This is a genomic window from Paenibacillus sp. FSL M7-0134, assembly GCF_038007865.1.
In the GTDB taxonomy this organism is placed as follows: domain Bacteria; phylum Bacillota; class Bacilli; order Paenibacillales; family Paenibacillaceae; genus Paenibacillus; species Paenibacillus polymyxa_B.
The window spans coordinates 627,902-645,817 of record NZ_JBBOXV010000002.1 but is presented as its reverse complement, the minus strand read 5'-3'; the positions used below and the strand labels follow the sequence as shown (position 1 = coordinate 645,817).

Annotated in this window: 19 protein-coding genes; 2 read left to right on the top strand and 17 right to left on the bottom strand. The window is 46.6% G+C overall.

The features are described 5' to 3' along the window. Window positions 1–5 precede the first annotated feature (5 nt). From NSQ58_RS18640 to NSQ58_RS18590, 11 genes are all read right to left on the bottom strand, one after another. Entirely contained in the window at window positions 6–842 is an 837-nt protein-coding gene (locus tag NSQ58_RS18640) for an HAD family hydrolase (RefSeq protein ID WP_053324725.1), read from the bottom strand. Next, a complete protein-coding gene (locus NSQ58_RS18635) occupies window positions 839–1,990 on the bottom strand; it encodes a cysteine protease StiP family protein (RefSeq protein WP_023987199.1) in 1,152 nt (383 codons plus the stop codon). The genes NSQ58_RS18640 and NSQ58_RS18635 overlap by 4 nt, the downstream gene beginning before the upstream one ends. Then, a complete protein-coding gene (locus tag NSQ58_RS18630; protein WP_341058538.1) occupies window positions 1,987–3,333 on the bottom strand; it encodes a phosphoribosyltransferase family protein in 1,347 nt (448 codons plus the stop codon). The genes NSQ58_RS18635 and NSQ58_RS18630 overlap by 4 nt, the downstream gene beginning before the upstream one ends. A 52-nt stretch (window positions 3,334–3,385) precedes the next feature. After that, the gene (locus NSQ58_RS18625) at window positions 3,386–4,573 is read right to left on the bottom strand and encodes an HpcH/HpaI aldolase/citrate lyase family protein (protein WP_071559143.1); all 1,188 of its coding nucleotides are present in this window, start codon (window positions 4,571–4,573) and stop codon (window positions 3,386–3,388) included. Between the two features lie 167 nt (window positions 4,574–4,740). Next, window positions 4,741–5,475, bottom strand: a complete 735-nt coding sequence (locus tag NSQ58_RS18620; protein WP_023987196.1) for a TerC family protein — start codon at window positions 5,473–5,475, stop codon at window positions 4,741–4,743. Between the two features lie 26 nt (window positions 5,476–5,501). Then, a complete protein-coding gene (locus tag NSQ58_RS18615) occupies window positions 5,502–6,770 on the bottom strand; it encodes a TerD family protein (RefSeq protein ID WP_341057995.1) in 1,269 nt (422 codons plus the stop codon). Window positions 6,771–6,872: 102 nt separating this feature from the next. Beyond that, window positions 6,873–7,454: a TerD family protein gene (locus NSQ58_RS18610; RefSeq protein WP_023987194.1), complete on the bottom strand. Its 582-nt coding sequence runs from the start codon at window positions 7,452–7,454 to the stop codon at window positions 6,873–6,875. Between the two features lie 31 nt (window positions 7,455–7,485). Continuing rightward, window positions 7,486–8,061 carry a TerD family protein gene (locus NSQ58_RS18605; protein ID WP_023987193.1) on the bottom strand — a complete coding sequence of 192 codons (576 nt, stop codon included), beginning with the start codon at window positions 8,059–8,061 and terminating at the stop codon, window positions 7,486–7,488. A gap of 47 nt (window positions 8,062–8,108) precedes the next feature. Next, entirely contained in the window at window positions 8,109–8,702 is a 594-nt protein-coding gene (locus NSQ58_RS18600; protein ID WP_013308969.1) for a TerD family protein, read from the bottom strand. 28 nt (window positions 8,703–8,730) lie between these two features. Beyond that, on the bottom strand, window positions 8,731–9,177 hold the full coding sequence (locus NSQ58_RS18595; RefSeq protein ID WP_023987192.1) for a tellurite resistance TerB family protein: 447 nt from the start codon (window positions 9,175–9,177) through the stop codon (window positions 8,731–8,733). Window positions 9,178–9,693: 516 nt separating this feature from the next. Beyond that, a complete protein-coding gene (locus NSQ58_RS18590; RefSeq protein ID WP_075153803.1) occupies window positions 9,694–10,725 on the bottom strand; it encodes a WXG100 family type VII secretion target in 1,032 nt (343 codons plus the stop codon). A 198-nt stretch (window positions 10,726–10,923) separates the two neighbouring features. On the opposite strand from NSQ58_RS18590, the gene NSQ58_RS18585 reads away from it, so the two are divergent. Together NSQ58_RS18585 and NSQ58_RS18580 are read left to right on the top strand one after the other, a co-directional pair. Beyond that, window positions 10,924–11,706, top strand: coding sequence for a Cof-type HAD-IIB family hydrolase (locus tag NSQ58_RS18585; RefSeq protein WP_023987190.1), 783 nt, complete (start codon window positions 10,924–10,926; stop codon window positions 11,704–11,706). Window positions 11,707–11,795: 89 nt separating this feature from the next. Beyond that, window positions 11,796–12,584 (top strand): formate/nitrite transporter family protein, encoded by a 789-nt coding sequence (locus NSQ58_RS18580; RefSeq protein ID WP_071559145.1) that lies wholly within the window; start codon window positions 11,796–11,798, stop codon window positions 12,582–12,584. A 76-nt stretch (window positions 12,585–12,660) separates the two neighbouring features. Here the strand turns inward: NSQ58_RS18580 and NSQ58_RS18575 are convergent, their stop codons facing one another. From NSQ58_RS18575 to NSQ58_RS18545, 6 genes are all read right to left on the bottom strand, one after another. After that, the gene (locus tag NSQ58_RS18575; RefSeq protein ID WP_023987189.1) at window positions 12,661–12,906 is read right to left on the bottom strand and encodes an HPr family phosphocarrier protein; all 246 of its coding nucleotides are present in this window, start codon (window positions 12,904–12,906) and stop codon (window positions 12,661–12,663) included. 90 nt (window positions 12,907–12,996) lie between these two features. Next, the gene (locus NSQ58_RS18570; protein ID WP_023987188.1) at window positions 12,997–13,866 is read right to left on the bottom strand and encodes a DL-endopeptidase inhibitor IseA family protein; all 870 of its coding nucleotides are present in this window, start codon (window positions 13,864–13,866) and stop codon (window positions 12,997–12,999) included. Between the two features lie 111 nt (window positions 13,867–13,977). Beyond that, a complete protein-coding gene (locus NSQ58_RS18565) occupies window positions 13,978–14,211 on the bottom strand; it encodes a hypothetical protein (RefSeq protein WP_023987187.1) in 234 nt (77 codons plus the stop codon). A gap of 174 nt (window positions 14,212–14,385) precedes the next feature. Further along, complete coding sequence (locus tag NSQ58_RS18560; RefSeq protein ID WP_445671676.1) at window positions 14,386–16,251, bottom strand: rhamnogalacturonan lyase; 1,866 nt, start codon at window positions 16,249–16,251, stop codon at window positions 14,386–14,388. 157 nt (window positions 16,252–16,408) lie between these two features. Next, window positions 16,409–16,966, bottom strand: coding sequence for an SLOG family protein (locus NSQ58_RS18555; RefSeq protein WP_023987185.1), 558 nt, complete (start codon window positions 16,964–16,966; stop codon window positions 16,409–16,411). A gap of 416 nt (window positions 16,967–17,382) precedes the next feature. Next, complete coding sequence (locus tag NSQ58_RS18545) at window positions 17,383–17,724, bottom strand: iron-sulfur cluster biosynthesis family protein (protein WP_076295764.1); 342 nt, start codon at window positions 17,722–17,724, stop codon at window positions 17,383–17,385. Window positions 17,725–17,916 lie beyond the last annotated feature (192 nt).

Below are 17,916 nucleotides of genomic sequence, written 5' to 3'. Positions count from 1 at the left end.
CCTATCTATTCTGAAAATGAAGTTTGAGCTGCGAATACACTCCGGTGTATTGCATGAACATACGCCATGATTTCGTCCGCTGCATACACCCCCGACACTTCTGTAAAACGGTAATTGACCTCCAGCTTATCTCGCAGCTGTTCCCGATACAATTCACCATGACGGGGAGCAATCGCATAATCGGCATAGTCCAGCAGACAACGGTCCAGCAAAGAGTCACCGGACGCAACCACAGCCCCTCCATTCGTGAGATTACGGATATGCTCCACGGCTGCCTGTTTATTCACAGCCGCAGGCACCAGATATATCTTACGACCTTGAATGGATACCTCCCAGCCCATTTCACGCATGATTCGTGCCTTCTCCAGCACCTGTTCCAGCGGCATACGATCCCGTTCAATCATGAAAGCATAAAATAACTCGTCGCAAAAGCGTTCGTTTACGACCCAGTCTTCATGCAGCACCTGTCCGAACACCTGACGTGCTTCTTCCGCATGAGCACCATCACGGCGTACTTGTTCATGAATACGCCGATTCCACTCTCGATCCACCTCGCCTCCGACGATGATGTTTCCACCATTACTCGTCACGGCATATGCGGGAACCAACTCCGTCTGAAACACAGTGATTCGTCTATACTGTTCTATCGTCCGAGTCGTCACGGGCATAAACATCACATCTTCAGGCAGTGTCCTTAGCAATTGCAGGGCTTGTTCAGAAATAAAAGCCGACGTTGCCCCGTCTATCTGTTCCGCAGGCAACAGACCAGGGGACTCCAGCGGTACGCCAAGCGAACGTTTGGAGTAAATCAGTGTCTGATCTAAGTCACTTGCGTAGATCATTCTTGTCCCCCCTTGAGCGGCTTGATAATTCCGCAGCAGGAATAAGTCAATCCTTCAAATACCTCTACAGGCACTCCACGATCCTTTGCCAGCAGCATAATATGCTGAAGATTCGGATTATCTTCGCGGTCAATCAGAATTTTCCACGGCACTCTGCGCAGCAGTACACGAGTCGTCTCCCCCACTCCGGGCTTGACCAGATTGATATCCCGAATACCAAATGCCTGCTGAATCGCCTCAATATCCCGTAAGCCCTGCCATGTCACCGCAGGCGGATTCAATGTCATTTGTTCAGCATATGCAACGGCCGTTTCAGCCACGTCTTGAAAGTACCCGGATACCGTATCCACAAACGTATTGGACTGATCCACTGACCGCCAGGATTCATAAAATTTGGCCCCATGGAAATCGTCAGGGCCTATGAGATCGTCGCGTAATACCGTCCGACTCATCAAACCTGATACAGTCGAATTCAGACAAGCACTTGGAATCAAATAATCTTCTCGTGTACCAAAGGTTTCTGAACATCTGCCCGGATCGGCCAGCACCGCCAGATCATCATTTAGACGCAACCCGTAATCCGCGTTCATCTCACGACAGGCCTCAATCAATACCTGGCGAATCGCCCCTTTCCCCGTCCAGCCATCGACAAACTGAAGTTCAATCTCCAGTCCATGCTGTTGTAAAATGTATAAAATCGCATTCCGGTCAATGCCTTTGCCACGAATAATAGAAATGCTGTAATGCGGCAAGGATACGCCATACTTCCAGTCAATATAACGCTTGATCAGGATACCAATGGGCGTCCCTGCTCTGGCAAGAGAAACAATCGCCGTGTTCAGGCCTCTTTTTCTCACAATCATCTCAGCCACAGAAGCTGCCGCTAATGCAACCTTTTTGGCAGATTGGGCAAGCGTTTCGTGAAACAGTGCAATATACTCTGCTGTGGGCTCGTATTCCACTGGCAGCATTTCTGAATAATGGACTCCCGACTGAATCGCCTCTTCACGATCCTCCGTCCCTTTTTCCAACGTAACCCGGCTCAAATCCTTCAATAAAAAAGTGACATCCGAGGCAGGATAACTGCCCAGCGGTTCGGGCGGATGAATGTTCTTCTGCTGTATTTGCTCCATGAGTGCTTGCTTCATATCCGCGCTCCTTTACTCTCCTGACTAGTTAAACCGTTAAAATAAACGACATGCACTTTATCGCAGCCCAGACGGGTCAAAGCCTCCAGCATGGGGTTCATCCGCTCTGGGTCCGACTCCCTTTCCATCAAAATGAATATTTCGTCATACTGACCGGGGTCTACATTATAAATAAAATTGCGTATCGTACTGTCTTCAGGTGATGGATATGTCACACCACAGGCGACTCCATACCCTTCTTCGCGATGGGGATACACCGGGCTGCGTGTCGTCGATTGAAAATACACATTCAGACCTAACTCTGCTGCAATCCGCATTGGAATGTACATGAATTCGCCTGTGCCCATAACCAGCGTGCGTTGCCCAGAACGAAGTTGGTTCAGTCGTTCAGCTGTACGCGTGATTTCTGCATCCAACGCTGAATTGTCAGCGGATTGTAGACCAAAACGGCCTGTATATTTTAGATAAGGAGCTGTATTGGCGTACCCGTCCGTTGACATGGAGCTGTGTACTACCCGCTCAAAACCGGAAGTATCCTTTTCAAAACGGTGGTCAATTATTCCAGAAGCGTCTTTATTAACCTCTGCCATGCTAGTGGCTGCATGTTCTGGGTGCCCAACCTGTGCAGCATATTCTGCGTGATCCAGTATGGGTACTCCCTGTACCTCAATCTTTCCTTTGAGCAAGCTTAAAGGCGTAATCGTAATGCCTAGCTCTGCCTCCAGATCAGTGAAAGCCTGCTCATCGCTGTCTGTCCGCCAATCCAATAATGAAGCAATCACATACTGCTTACGCGGAAAATGCTCCTGAATATCCCGTATGATATTAAGCGTTGTTTTTCCCGTCGTAATTTCATCATCTACCAGCACAATCGGGCCATCTCCCGCAAAAGCATCTTCATCCAGTGCATAGCAACGATGGTCAACAGCGTGCGAATGCTCTTCTTCAAACCGAATAATAGGCCGAAGGCCCGGAATATCCTCGCGCGTCGTATGAATATACGAGGCTCCGTCGTCAAACAACCGATACATGCTGTGTCCCAGTGCTGTAGCCGTCTCGGCAAAACCAACAAACTTGATCGGCTCCGTAAAAGCAAAAGCTAAACGTTCATCCATCAGCTTTCGGTAGGCCTCTTTCGCATAGTCCGGGTCAAGAAGTCCTCTCACGGCCTCTCCAATCAGTTCATCCATTTGTTGTCCTGCCTGTGGGACAAGCTCCTTATATAGTAGAATCGCCAGCGCCGCACCACTGAGCAGAGAAGTGTATGGGTTTACCGGAATATGCTTACCCAGCACCTTGCTGACAAACAAAAACGAACGCTTTTTATTGACCCGTGCCGCCATCGCAAACAGCTTGTCCACAGGAAGGCGGAATGGATTATGCGTCTCCGTAATTTTAACGCTGAACTGCTCCAGGATTGGCAGCAGATGTGTTTTCGTGGTTGGGTAAGAGACTGACAAAATGTTGTTGTTCATGTAACACCCCGTATACTTTTGATCTATTGATAATTCGATGAGCCCAATTCAAATGCGGCTTAATTTCATTCATTTTGTTGGCATAGGTACTTTTGAATACACCCAGACTGCCGTCGTTACGCTCAACAATTTCAAGTGCATCCATATACTCTTCATGTGTCACCGCATACATGGCCTGTACCGGTTTAATATGGGAGGGATGAATAATTGTTTTGCCGATAATCCCATTCTCTTTGTCCATCATGACTTCTCGAATCAGTCCGTCTACGGCATCTGAGATGAAGTCCATCCGCAAGTGTCTTCCCGGCTTTCCAAGTGCATCTTCGAAAGGAGACACTCTTAATTGAGGTTTAAAGACACGTTCTCGGTGAGAGAAATATTCCCATACAGGACCGGAAATGACATAATTTGAGCCCACGCGTCCAAACAAGTTAATAATATCTGCGATGCAATCCCGAATGACGGCAATTTCATAAATCGTAATATCCGGGCTGCGTCTCAAGCCATATAGACTGGAGAAATCGGTTGCCCCAATTCGTACATTCAGCACATATTCCTGGTACTCGTCTAAAATTTCTTTAATCGACAGCAGCTCTTTCCAGCGAGTTTCCCGATATATGATTTTGGAGCTTTCAAGAATCGGTAATCCGTACAGCACAGGCATGTCGCTTGCGTTTCCTGCCCCTGTATGCATATTTCGATTAAATTCAGCAATGAGTGAAAAATACGCCCGTCCATTATCAGAAGAGAACTTAGGTAAGACAAAGCCCGTGAGTAGCGACAAAGATTCACCCAAACCGTTCAGTAGTCGTTCCAACTGCTCTACAGAGCGCACACGCACAAATAACAAAGGTAATTGCTGTTCACTCATCATCCCCGTCCGTACATAGGATAGTAGTTGAAGCAGCTGCTGTGCCAGTGATTGTTCTGCCTGTCCGACCTGGTGATCCCCTATAGCATCCTCCAAATCTAAAATGACCGTAGTTAGTCCTTCATGTTTTCCATTTTTGATCTCTTCCGCTACCTCCGAGCGGGTAGCAGGCATGTACAAAGCAGCTCCTATTGCATAAGCCAATATACTTTTGGGAGAACGGTTATGAAACTCCAACGGTGGAGTATAAAAGATCGCTTCTACTTCCTCAGAGGTTAAATCATTAAAATATTTCAGGGCCCTTCCCCTCCTCTTGCTCTTTCTTGCCTGACTGAAGCCCTGTGCTTCGGGTATAAAAGAAATCCCCCCTTAGTTTCAGGAGGGATTTCGCTATACTTTGTACATTAAGCCTCTTTGTCGGCCTTTTTCTTTCTTTTCGCCGAGCTGATAACCATTGTGCCTACAAAGACAGCAATCAAAATGCCGAAGAATAAAACCTGCGACATATGAAAGCCAAAAGCAGCAGCCAGCATTTTACCCCCGATAATGGCGATCATAATAAAGGCTGTCTGTTCCAGTTCCGGAAATTTATCAATGAGCTTGAGGAACACTTGAGCAACACCACGCATCATCAGAACGCCGAGAATACCACCCAGGAACAGAACCCATACTTTCTCGCTCACACCGAAAGCGGCAATGACGCTGTCAATACTGAAGGCAATATCCATCAGTTCGACCATTAATACGGTTTTCCAAAAAGAAGTAGGTTTGTTTTTCACTTCTCCATCACCTTCGGACTTGAATAAGCCCTTATAAGCGATATAGAGCAGATAAGCCGCACCCAGTACCTTAATCAGTGTGAACTTAATCAGGAATGTACCCAAGCCGATAGCCAGGAACCTGAATATATACGCACCCAAAATCCCGTAAAATAAGGCTCTCTTCTGTTGTTCCTTGGGTAAGTGTTTAACCATAACTGCGAGAACCAAGGCGTTATCCGCCGATAAAAGTCCTTCCAGCAAAATGAGAGTTCCTATAATCCCCCAACTCACTGGATCAGTAAGCGTAGCTACAACATCACTCCATGAAAAGAAATGGCCATAGTTTTCGCTGATATTTTTAAACAAATCATTCAACATGAAAAGAGTGCCTCCGATAATTCAATTTATTTGCTACCCTGCGACCAGCGCATGCCCCAGTTATAGGCCCGATCCAACTCACGATGACCGCCATAGAACTGCACGAGTCTTTCAATGCTGAACGTTTCATCGTTTACATTTTGAATCATGGCAATCGCACACATCCCTTTGCGATTGTCATGTTCATTCATGTGAACGATAATGTCCGGCCCATCCTTCTGGTACAGCGTGACTACCCCGTCCGCTTGTGACCAGTTCGTGACTCCTTCATAGATGAAGGTAAACACCAAAATTCGCTTAATTTCGGAAATTTTAGCACCATTAATGCGAAGATTTTCCCCTGTTTTCACAGAGCCTGTACGGTCGTCGCCATCCAGAGCAATGTACGGGAAGCGATTTAGAGAACCGAAAACTTCCCCGAGCGCCTGCACAACGCCTTTATCTCCGTTCTTCATCTCATACAAGCAGCCCAGATCCAGATCGACACCCTTGGAGCCGCGATTGAAAAAGCCCTTGCTTTGCTGCACCTGATTCCAGTTCAGATTGATCAGGATTTCACCCAATCCGCCTGAGCCTTTTTTCAGGTTGATGGTGTCGCCCTTCTTCTTCAGCTCAATTTTCCGCAGATTCAGATTCACCGGTGTTGCAGATGGCTCTGGCTTCGGAGCAGGTGGTACTGGTGGCGGCGTTGGTGCTGGCCGAGGCGCTGGAGACGGAGGTGTAGGCACTGGCGTGGGAGGAGCCGGACTGTTTTCCACTTCAATCCCAAAATTAACGCACAACGCATCCAATCCACCGGAAAAACCTGCGCCAATCGCGTTGAATTTCCATTCCCCGTTATGACGATACAGTTCCCCAATGACAATCGCCGTTTCCACTGTAAATCCACTGTCCAAATTAAACCGCAAAACCTCTCCGCTAACCGGATGAGCAAAACGAATGAACCCACCTTGAACCTGTCCAAAATTTTGCCGTTTCTGATCCGCATCATAAATCGTCAGCGTAAACGCAATCTTCTCGATGTTTGCAGGAATTCGCGTCAGATCAAGGGCAAATTGCTTTTTGTCACCGGACTGTTGTCCGTCTGAATAGGTGATAAAGGGCGTGGTCGGATTGTTATAAAAAATTAAGTCCTCATCGCCCGATACTTTTCCTCCAGGACCCAGCAAAAATGCCGAAGTATCCAGCTCCAGAGACGCTGGCGACTCCCAGCCAATCCCTACGTTGACATGGGTCAGGCCCGGATTTGCTTTCGTCAAATCCGCCTTCTGTCCCTTTACTACGATAACAGCCATGATTGTGTCACCTTTCTGTCCGTTTGTCATGTGTCAGCGTACGCTAATTTAGTAGCTTAAAAAGAAAGGGTAGCGCCCTATGGACACCACCCCAAGTGGATATTATTGAGCGTCCAAGCCATAGTTTTTAGCAAGCGCACCCAATCCACCAGCAAAGCCACTACCGATAGCCTGGAATTTCCAGTCCGCATTCTGACGGTAAAATTCACAGAATACGACGGCCGTTTCGGTGGAGAAATCTTCTCCCAAATCGTAGCGCAGCACTTCACGATCCGTTGCCGCATCTACCACACGTACAAAAGCATTGGACACTTGACCAAAGTTTTGCGCGCGTGCCTCGTAATCATAAATGGTAACCGTAATCCCGATACGGTGGATGTTCGCAGGAATCTTCGAGAAATCAACGATGATTTGCTCGTCATCCCCATCGCCCTCACCTGTGCGGTTATCGCCTGTATGAGTAACCGATCCTGCTCCGCCTGTCGGGTTGTTGTAAAATACAAAATCATCCGCAGCTTTGGCTTTACCGTCTTCATAAAGTAGGAAAGCCGAAGCATCCAGGTCAAAGTCCGCGCCACCACTGTATTTATTCGTATCCCATCCAAGACCTACAACGACACGAGTCAAGCCGGGATTCGTTTTGGTCAGATCAATACGCTGTCCTTTGGAAAGGCTAATGGTCATTCCGCATACCTGCTTTCTTTGTATAGATTTTTTACGCCAAACCGTAATCGCGCGTCAATCCTGCAAGACCATCTTGGTAGCCGCTACCAATGGCATTGAACTTCCACTCACCGCTATGACGATACAGTTCGCCTACAACAACGCCTGTTTCGATCGAGAAATCTTCTCCCAGATCAAAGCGGACCAATTCTTCATTGTTTGCTTCGTTTACAATACGAGCATAAGCACGGGACACTTGTCCAAAGTTTTGGCTGCGTTCTTGTGCTTCATAGATTGTAATCGTAAAAGCGATCTTTTCAACGTTAGCTGGCACGCTACCCAGATCAATTTTAATTTGCTCGTCATCTCCGTCGCCATCACCTGTGCGGTTATCCCCTGTATGAATGACAGAGCCGTTCTCATTTTGTGGGTTATTAAAAAAGACAAAGTTCTTATCGGATTCTACTTTACCTTCCGCATTAGCCAAAAACACGGATACGTCCAAGTCAAAATCTTTACCGCCATCGTATTTGTTTGTGTCCCAACCGAGACCAACTGTGATTTTAGACAAACCTGGATTTGTTTTCGTCAAATCGATTTTTTGACCTTTGGATAAGTTAATTGCCATGAGTAAGAACCCCTTTTCACATTAAGTTTTGTATGAGCAACCTAAAATTACATATAACGCTGAGCCAGCACATCAATATGTACGGCATGGGTTCCTTCACCGATTGCAGCAAACTTCCATTCGTTGTTATGACGATAGAGTTCTCCACAGACCAGTGCGGTCAGCCCTTCATAATTATCAGATAAATTAAACGTCACCAGTTCCTTGGAATTAGCACCATCCAGAATACGGATATACGCTTTCTCGATCATGCCGAAGTCCTGTTTCCGGTTTACGCAATCATATATATTCACAACAACAAGCACTTTGTCGACATTGGCAGGAATACGTGCCAGGTCAATCGCAATTTGTTCATCATCACCGTCGCCTTGTCCGGTCAAATTATCACCGGAATGCACGACAGAGCCACATGGACTTTTTTTATTGTGGAAACACACTACGTTATCTGACTGAGTCAGTTTTCCGTTGGCGTCCAGCAAAATGGCAGAAGCGTCACAATCAATATTGGGTTGCTTCTTGAAGCCAAAAAATCCTTTGGACTGTACAGGGTCCCATCCCAATCCTGCTATAACCTTGGTTAGTCCTGTGTTTCCCTTGGTCAAATCAATTTTCTGGCCCTTGACCAGATTAATTACAGCCACTGATTAACACACCTCCCTTCCGTAAAATTTACAGACTAAATTCAGACGGATTCAAACCAAGCGCGCCGCAAATCTCAGCCACAATTCGCTGCTCATTGGTATCAAAGTCACCATCAGCTGCGCCAATAGCGCTACATACGCCAACGACGAGTCGGCCTACTTCAGGCTTGCCATTCAATTTACCAATCGCCTTCAGTGCTTCCTGTTTACCGATTTGAGGTGAAAATTCAAAGTTCGCTACATAGTGATTGAAACGGTTGATGACCTCACCCATATCAAACACTTTCAATTCTTCACTGATATTTATGTATCCGGCCATTTTTGTTTTCTCTTCCGGACTAATCGTACCGTCAGCAAATGCTACTAACGCACAGCCTGCAACAACAGCTTCCATAAAATCTTTATTCTTAAACTTCTTAACTTGGTCTCCAAGTCCTTTTTTAGTTGTATTCAACCAATTTTTAAATGTACTCATGTTTCCCTCCACAATTACGTATTTGGGTAAAGGTATCCTAGTTAATTTCTTCCTTTACTATAACCTGAATTACGATCTTTTTCTACAATAATATACAAAAATACGGTAAATCCGATCTATTTATTATTGGTATCCTCTCTATCTTTAGCCCTATTCCTACATAAAACCCTCTCTTCCATCATCCATCATTTGGTACCCCAATTGCAAGTCTGTGAAATGGTAGAGTTGATAGAAAGGCACAGCCTTCCAATTTCAACAGAAGCACTGTGCCTTTGACCATAATCCACGGTTTATCCATCTATAAATTTAGTTCTACTTAATTTTCACTTCTCTTTGGATATGTATTCTATCTATTTAATATATCGGTTTTCCGAAAAAATTGGTAACCAAAAAATCTACAGACTTCTCCAGCTAGCGAGTTTACAGTTTCCACCTGCCGCTCACCTGTTCCAGAAAAAAAGACTGTAGATTTTATAGATACTCCTATTCACGCTATTATCGTTCACAGCTCAAGACCTAGTTATAATCCTCCCAATAGCGATACTCCATTTCATTCTCACCTTTGGTGACGATGATCATATTTTCAATATGTCCGGTTTCTTTATTCGTTCGGTAGATCATGGTACGAGTTTCGCCCTCATCGGGTACAGAGAAGAGTACTTTGTCACTGAGCATGCCGCCACCAATGCCGACGACGTGTTCCCCCCACCCGGAGGCTGCGCCAGAACCGATGCCCGAACCTGCCCCACTAACTCCAGCCCCGCGCGACAAAATAAGACCTATTCCATATCCGGTGACGGTCTGGGCCGTTTTACCTAGAGCGTGCTCTCCGGCTGATTGGGTATGCTTTTGGACCCAGTAATCGTATTTATCCGTATTTTGCTCATAACTCACAACATTCCCTTTTTTATCGATAGATATATCCGTTTTGCTTCCGTCTTTACCTGTCAGTTCGGTGACGGCGACAAGGGAATCGGATGTGATCTTGGAGGTCTCTCCTGTATTGTAATCTGTACGGGGAACTGAGTCCTCATATTGCAGCCGCAGGACATTCATCTGGTCATGAATTTTCTGCATAACCTGCTTGTCGCCGATGGCCTCGGCGTTTTTCAGCAGTTCCTCATATTGATGATATTTATCCGCGTCTGCCTGATCCCATTCATCTATGTTTTTGGGCTGCTTGGCAATTTCTCCGCCAGCATCTCCAGCCTCTCCACTGCCTGCCAGCGCTGCGCTAGCGTTCATTGCCGCTGCTAGGGCTGTCCAGAAGCCACGTGTGCTTTCACCATCCGCATTTCTAAACTTCGAAGCGATGCTTTTCAGCTCAATTTCAATGGATTGAACCTTATTTAATACAGAAGAAAGTGTATATTTAGCCGTACGATAGTCATTATAAAAACGATTCCTCTCCATACCATCCCACTGGCTGTGAAGGCGGTTCATTGTGCTATCCAGGCCGTTTAACTGGTTATACAGTGTGCCGTGGGCATTGGCAAATTGGGAGGCCACGCTGTCCAGCTGCTCCGGTGTGACTTGGATTTTTGTCATGGTGATCACATCCCATCTATGAAAATAGGAGATAGAAATTATATTTTACAGTAATCCTTATTTCATATTGTAAGCTATAGAGGTCGGACATTCATGAGGATTTATACGTATTTGTGTATTCAGAAGCAGTTCCTTTGATATAATGAATCCATATGAGTTTATTTCGACAATACATTATTGAAAGTCAGGTGTAGGGACATGTCAGACAAAAAAATTATCTTTTTCGATATCGACGGTACATTACTGGACGATGACAAGAAAATGCCGTTAACGGCAGAAAAGGCCGTCTTTGCTTTGAAAGAGCTGGGACATGAGGTGGCCATCGCAACAGGCCGTGCGCCTTTTATGTTCAAAGATATCCGCGAGCAGTTGGAAATTGACTCCTACGTCAGCTTTAATGGGCAATATGTCGTGCTTCGCGGGGAAGTGGTCGCTACCAATCCGTTGAACAGAGAAGCCTTGCAAGCGATGACCGATCTGGCCCTCACACATAATCATGCTCTCGTATATATGGATCATATGGACATGAAGGCCAATATTCCTAACGATGAGCTTGTGGAGAGATCAGTCCAAACGCTTAAGGCCAAGATTTCAGTTGGATACGACCCGCTCTATTTCCAGGGAAGAGATATTTATCAGACGCTGTTGATGTGTACAGCAGAAGAAGAGCCTTTCTATGAAGCGGTATTCAAGGCGTTTGACTTTGTGCGCTGGCATCCGAGTTCTGTGGACGTTGTTCCTCATGCTGGCTCCAAAGCGAAGGGCATTCGCGAAATTACATCCAGACTGGGCATTGCCGATGAAAATCAATACGCCTTTGGCGATGGCTTAAATGATGTCGAGATGCTGACAGCTATACATAACAGCGTCGCGATGGGCAACGGCTGTGATGAAGCCAAAGCCGCAGCTAAAATGGTCACAAAACGCGCAGATGAAGACGGTATTTTGTACGGACTGCAAAAGCTTGGCTTGTTAAGCTAATAGGATTGCTGATAGACTGGGCATGTTTCGGGAAAAATAAAGTCTGTTTAAAGACTTACATATGAGAAAATAGGAGGTTGTCCTTAAATATGGAGACGGAAGGCTTACGCAATGTCGAACAGCTAGCCATGAAGAAGTACAAAATTTATAAGCAGAGCCTACTCCGGTATTTGGCACGTTCCATGCTGGCGAGTATGTTCATCGGGTTCGGCGTTATTGTAGCCTTCAAGACGGGCAACTTTTTTTACATGGAGCATTCTCCATTCACTTATCCCATGGCGGCACTCACGTTCGGAGCGGCCATCATTCTGATCGCTTACGGCGGCGGGGATTTGTTTACAGGTAACACCTTCTATTACACGTATGCTGCGCTCCGTAAAAAGCTGCGCTGGGGGCAGGTGCTTCGATTATGGGCTGCCAGCTATGGTGGTAATTTGCTGGGTGCAGGGGTATTTGCACTCCTTATTTACTTGACCGGGCTGTTTGACTCCTCCAGCGTGAACAGCTTTCTACTGAACGTGGTTGAGCATAAAATGGAAGCGCCTGCAATGCAGCTATTCTTCCGAGCTATTTTGTGTAATTGGCTGGTCTGTCTTGCCTTTTTTGTTCCAATGTTTATGAAGGAAAATGGCGCAAAGATGTTTGCCATGATGCTGTTTGTGTTCTGCTTTTTCATTTCGGGATATGAGCATAGTGTGGCTAATATGTGTACTTTCGCCATTGCGCTCGTGTTGGATCATCCGGGTACGGTTTCTATCGCTGGTGTGATCCATAATCTCGTTCCGGTTACGCTCGGAAATCTGGTTGGTGGCGTGCTGCTTATGGGGGTTATGTACTATTCGGTGAATCTCCCGTTTTTGGACGAGGAAGAACACTAAAAAAAGAAGCCGTGGGACTTAGGTTCCACGGCTTCTTTGCGTTATTTTAGTAATAGAGCAGATGCTTTCTTGCCTTTTATCCTTCTTGAGCAGGAAAATGGATAAACTCCTCCAACTCCTTGAACAGCTTCTTGGGATTAACATTGTCAGGTACAACCAGAGTTAGCGGCTCATCCAGCTTCAGCACATACATGCCTAAAATGGATTTGGCATCTGCCATGCCGCTTTTGCCATGAATCCAGATGTCATAGGTATAATTCGAAACGATTTGATTGATTTTTTCAATATCCTTCACGTCTTTTACCTTGATGGGTGTCATCATTGCACAGCACTCCCCTGTATTGAATTGGGGCTTACGAAACAAGCCTTAACATCACTTTACCCCATATGAAGCCTGTTGCAAAATCTTAATTTAGAAAATGACATGCGGCGCGGAGCTGATTTTCCAGTAGCTGCCGACCTTTTCAAAATTCACGGTGATTTTCGCATTCGGCTGCTTGGTTTCTGCCGGATAAGGCACGGTTAGCAGGTAGCTGCGCTTCACCGGAGTCATGGTTACCATTTTCGCCGTAGCCCGGCTGAACTCTAGCAAATTGCCACCATCTGCGTTCAACTGAGCTAATCTGCCGTTAACTTCAACGAAAAATTTACCGACAAATTGCTCACTGGCCTGCTTTGTGTAAGCCTGCGTCAGATAGCTGATCAATTTGGTCTTCGTGCCGATGTCCTCGGACAGATAGCGGTAGCTTTTACCGTTCAACTGGAACGACTCACCTACCGGGCTGCCACCACTAATCGCATACTGATAACGAGACTGCGCCTCCAGCACTAGCGGAACCGCACTCTCGTGGTTCAGCTTGTCCAGCTGCGTCGGTTTCACGCTGGTAGCCGCGGCTGCTGGCGCCGAAGTGGACGGCTGTTGCGGCTTAGACGGCTTCACAGTCGACGGTACGGACGGAGCAGCCGCTGGTGCTACCGATGTAGATGGACGCTGTGCTGGTGCAGACGGAGCTACTGGTGTAGCGGCTTTAGCAGAACCTGCGGCTGCAGCCGGGGTCGAGGCTGCTGGAACCGATGGCGCTTGCGCCGGGGCTGGCATCGTAGCCGATGCAGACGCTGCTGGTGCTGGCACCTGGGCTGGGACGGATGCAGCCGGATTGGCCACGCTCGGTTGCGTCGCTTCCGCTGGAGCGGTCACGGCGGGCGCGGCAGCAGCGGCCTGTGCCACGCTCATAAGTGTGGCCGCAATGCATAATGCGGATAGCTTCGTATTTATTTTCATACTCATATACACCTCCATAATCATATGTCTGCATAAACTGCACACGTTTCTATTATAAGAATTTCGCTTCTCGATTGGGTTGCTAAATTGTTTCTATTTGCCTTTTTTTGTTCATTCTGCACGAAGTTTGTCCGTATTTGCCGGGGACGGCTGTTCTGATTGTTTCAACTGCTTTGCCTCCATCTCTTCCAAGGATAGCGACAGTTGCTTAACAGATCGGTCCAGCTCCTCCAATCTGCGACTCAAAGTGACGAGGATGTATTTTAACAGAATCAGACTTAATGCAGCAGGGAATCCGACATTAGTTACGAGCTCGATCATGCCTTCAGTCGTTAAAGAACTCACAGATTCCGCCTCCTTCTTCATACATATGTTCCATCAATAAGAACTAATGTTCCCATTTTTATGGAAATCATACGTATCTTTTGGGCTCTCATGACAAAAAGAGCTCCAATTAGCTAGGAGCCCTCTCTGTTTTTGTTCATTCTAGCTGCTTTCAGACCACTTTCGAACGACATATCAAGGAGTATATATATTCGGCTGCTGGGGCTTGGACATCCCTTCTCCGAGATAAAACCCGGTGTGCGGCGGCTGATTATAAGCTACGTTCTGCCAGGCAACACTCAGGCGATACACTGGATCATGCATAAGCGTATAGAATCGATGTTCTGACTCGTATGGTGTTGTGTAGATCCGCAGCGCCGAATTATCACTTTTGCGCCAAATGACTTCCTCACGCCAGTCACCGAAGAGATCGGCCTGCAAGGACGGTGTTCCTTTGGTTCCGTTATTGGAACTCGTTCCTGTTGCCGTAAGCAAGTTGGAAGTAGTCGAGTTCGTATAGTTCCACTTGTCTATCTTTCCAGCGCTTGATGAGGTATGATCCAGCAGTTCACGGAGGAGATCCCCATCCCACCAGATGCCAAAATTAATGGAAGACGGTAGCGTGTTGGTGATGAGCTGCCCCTTGGCTGAACGCAAACCAATACCCGGTGCCCACTGCTCGTTCCCTTTGGTCCGCGGGTCAATGTCTGCCGACATGCCTCTTCCGGTATCCTTGCCTGTATTTACGCCCCATAAAATATTTCCATTACGCGGGTCGTACATGGCAGCTCCGTAGGTGGCATTTTTGTCCTCGTTCACCTTGAACACTTCATAACCTGAACGGTCGGGGTCCAGATCGCCAACATGAAGTGCATCTCCATGTCCCATCCCCGTGTTAGCCAGCTTCGCTCCATTATCGTCTACAACCAGCGAGCCATACACGATCTCATCCTTATCATCTCCATCCACATCCGCCACGCTCAAACTGTGGTTCCCCTGTCCAGCCGTCCCGGCATTGGTGGAGCTGTTGCTGTCAAAGGTCCAGCGTCGGCTCAGGTTACCGTTCCGCCAATCATATGCGACCAGAACGGTGCGGGTGTAATAACCACGTGCCATCACAATGCTGGGTCTCACGCCATCCAGATAAGCAACCCCGGCGAGAAAACGATCCACACGGTTACCATAATTATCTCCCCAGCTCGATACCGTTCCGCGCGGTGGCACATAGTCAATCGTACTAAGAGCCTTGCCTGCATCACCTGAGAACACAGTTAGAAACTCAGGACCTTTCAAAATATATCCGCTCGTGTTTCGATGATCAGCCGAAGCGTCCCCAATCTTTACACCTGCACCATCCACCGTGCCGTCTGCTGTTTTACATACGATCTCTGCTTTACCATCTCCATCAAAATCGTAGACGAGAAATTGCGTGTAGTGAGCTCCAGCCCGTATGTTCCGTCCCAGGTCGATCCGCCATTTGCGTGTTCCATCCAGCTCGTAGCCATCCAAAAATACATTTCCCGTATAACCGGATTGCGAATTATCCTTGGCATTGGAAGGGTCCCATTTTAACACAATCTCATACTCGCCATCCCCATCCAGATCCCCTACGCTGGCATCATTGGCATGGTATGTGTAGTTCACATTATCCGGAGTTGTGCCTCCCGCGGGCTGCTGGATCGGAACATCCAGGTAGTTGTTGTTCCATACCTTCACCGCAGGAGAAGCGCCCTGCTCTGCTCCATTGACCACGGCACGAACGGTATACGAAGATGAGGTCGTACCTGCCTTGTCCAAAAAGTTGGTTCTCGATGTAATCGGCGCATCGTTCACCTTGCTTGTCCCTCTGTACAAATTAAAGCCGACCGAATCCGCTTCCGTGCCCAGCAAGCGCCAGCTCACCAGTACACCCTCAGGCACCTTAACAGCGACAGCTCCCCGGCTTAGCTTTTCCATTTGCCTCGTAGAAGCAGCAGAGACCTGGCTATCCATCGGGGTGACCACTCCACTCAACATTACACCGAGACAGAGCAACGCAGTATACCGAAACCTTTTGTTCATCTGAATCATTAGCTCCTTTCATGGTTTGTATTTTCAATAGATTTATTTTATGTGACTGATAAGTTATTGTTATTTAAATTTTATGATAGCGCTTACATAAATGTAAAGGGACGAATACGTCCTTTTTGTTCAAAAATCCGGGCTAATGCTTTAAAAATCAGAGGTCCATGAATAATCGTTCTTCATCCGCAATGCTCTGGATATCCTCCGAGCTGATGCTGATATACTGATAGCCCTCTGCCTGTTGTTTTTTCAATGCAAGTTCCTTCATAAAACGTGGGCTGCCCTCTCCCGCATCCTCATCGTAAACAAGCAATAAACCGTCTGTTTTGCGGAAAAGGAGTTCATCCCGTGCCTTAAGTTGCCATATTCCCTGATAAGGCTGGCGGCTGACTACTCCCACATAGTCAACTTCGGCACAAATCTGCTGAAAATATTCCTTTTTGTCCTCTTTCCATTTTTCTTCCATATTTTGATAAGCCATCATAATAGAGCATTTGAGGTGGGGATATTGCTGTTTTAGTGCAGTAACGACCTCACAGGCCCACAAGTCCACCCCGTATTGGCCGGGGGTAATCACCCATTCCAACCCTTCTTCGACCAGGGGAATAAGCCTGCCTGCAATCGCCTTTTTAATATATGGAATGCCTTCGTGCTTCTGACTGAAAATATTCAGCTCATGGGCACGATAGCCCGAAACAAGCAAGTTTTTCATCTTCTCAACGTCCTTCTCCGATTATCATAAAGGTTATTGTACCACTTCAGAGCAGACCACTAAACACTTCGTTTTTTGGAGGAACGAATTGAATATAACGCAAAAGACGAACCTCTTCCAATTGGGCTGGATCAGGATCGTCTTTTGGAGTTTGGTGTTCATTCAGAACTGCTTTTTGGGTGCCTAATGAATTCCTATTATCTATTCTGAGCATAATCCTCACTTGGTATTTTCATTAAAACGACATACAGGCTGGACGTAGTATCTGCGCCGTTGCGATAAGCAAAATGCTCGTCTCCGGTGATATGAATGATATCCCCTTTGACTACCGCCGCTTCCTTATGAATAATGCGTTTGGTGAATTTGTTCTCCTGATATTATTGAAATTGGGTAAGATTATTTTTTTCCATTCCCTATCACTTCTCAGACGATTTTATGCGGACATCTTTAATTCTAATGTTGCTACTAAATATACCGGCATCACTACTTAGCTTGAATGACGGGTAACTAGGGTCTGCCTCAAGCCGCATTCTGCTATCGAACTGCTGCTCCTGCTGCTGATCTACCCAAAAAGAATAAGACTCAGACTGAACTACTTTATCAGTTGTATTCGGTGTAGTGACAACCAAGATGACGAGTACGCCATTGCATCCACAATCCTCGGTGTCATAAAACAACTTGAACATTCCCGGTCGTCCTGAAAGGGCCAATTCTAGTCTTTCAACGGACAAGGAATCCAATTCTAAATGTATGCTCATGAGATGAATTCTCTCCTTTGTAAATGAGATGTTTGGAACCGTCAGCTCCATAAAGACTAAATTTTAACTATGTGTTCATTATAGTCATGTTTTCGTATGTGTCTATGTGACTGCACTCACTGCTATCAATGAACTCTTACATAAAAAGGCAACCCGATTACACCGGGTCACCTCCGTCATCTCTCATCTTAT

Excerpts from the sequence above, each read along its gene's own strand:
- NSQ58_RS18545 (WP_076295764.1), bottom strand. The coding sequence starts at position 17,724 with ATGAGCATACATTTAGAATTGGATTCCTTGTCCGTTGAAAGACTAGAA.
- NSQ58_RS18605 (WP_023987193.1), bottom strand. The coding sequence starts at position 8,061 with ATGGCAATTAACTTATCCAAAGGTCAAAAAATCGATTTGACGAAAACA.
- NSQ58_RS18620 (WP_023987196.1), bottom strand. The coding sequence starts at position 5,475 with ATGTTGAATGATTTGTTTAAAAATATCAGCGAAAACTATGGCCATTTC.
- NSQ58_RS18575 (WP_023987189.1), bottom strand. The coding sequence starts at position 12,906 with ATGATGACACCCATCAAGGTAAAAGACGTGAAGGATATTGAAAAAATC.
- NSQ58_RS18640 (WP_053324725.1), bottom strand. The coding sequence starts at position 842 with ATGATCTACGCAAGTGACTTAGATCAGACACTGATTTACTCCAAACGT.
- NSQ58_RS18555 (WP_023987185.1), bottom strand. The coding sequence starts at position 16,966 with ATGAAAAACTTGCTTGTTTCGGGCTATCGTGCCCATGAGCTGAATATT.
- NSQ58_RS18615 (WP_341057995.1), bottom strand. The coding sequence starts at position 6,770 with ATGGCTGTTATCGTAGTAAAGGGACAGAAGGCGGATTTGACGAAAGCA.
- NSQ58_RS18585 (WP_023987190.1), top strand. The coding sequence starts at position 10,924 with ATGTCAGACAAAAAAATTATCTTTTTCGATATCGACGGTACATTACTG.
- NSQ58_RS18630 (WP_341058538.1), bottom strand. The coding sequence starts at position 3,333 with ATGGCGGCACGGGTCAATAAAAAGCGTTCGTTTTTGTTTGTCAGCAAG.
- NSQ58_RS18635 (WP_023987199.1), bottom strand. The coding sequence starts at position 1,990 with ATGAAGCAAGCACTCATGGAGCAAATACAGCAGAAGAACATTCATCCG.
- NSQ58_RS18560 (WP_445671676.1), bottom strand. The coding sequence starts at position 16,251 with ATGAACAAAAGGTTTCGGTATACTGCGTTGCTCTGTCTCGGTGTAATG.
- NSQ58_RS18595 (WP_023987192.1), bottom strand. The coding sequence starts at position 9,177 with ATGAGTACATTTAAAAATTGGTTGAATACAACTAAAAAAGGACTTGGA.
- NSQ58_RS18570 (WP_023987188.1), bottom strand. The coding sequence starts at position 13,866 with ATGAAAATAAATACGAAGCTATCCGCATTATGCATTGCGGCCACACTT.
- NSQ58_RS18580 (WP_071559145.1), top strand. The coding sequence starts at position 11,796 with ATGGAGACGGAAGGCTTACGCAATGTCGAACAGCTAGCCATGAAGAAG.
- NSQ58_RS18590 (WP_075153803.1), bottom strand. The coding sequence starts at position 10,725 with ATGACAAAAATCCAAGTCACACCGGAGCAGCTGGACAGCGTGGCCTCC.
- NSQ58_RS18610 (WP_023987194.1), bottom strand. The coding sequence starts at position 7,454 with ATGACCATTAGCCTTTCCAAAGGACAGCGTATTGATCTGACCAAAACG.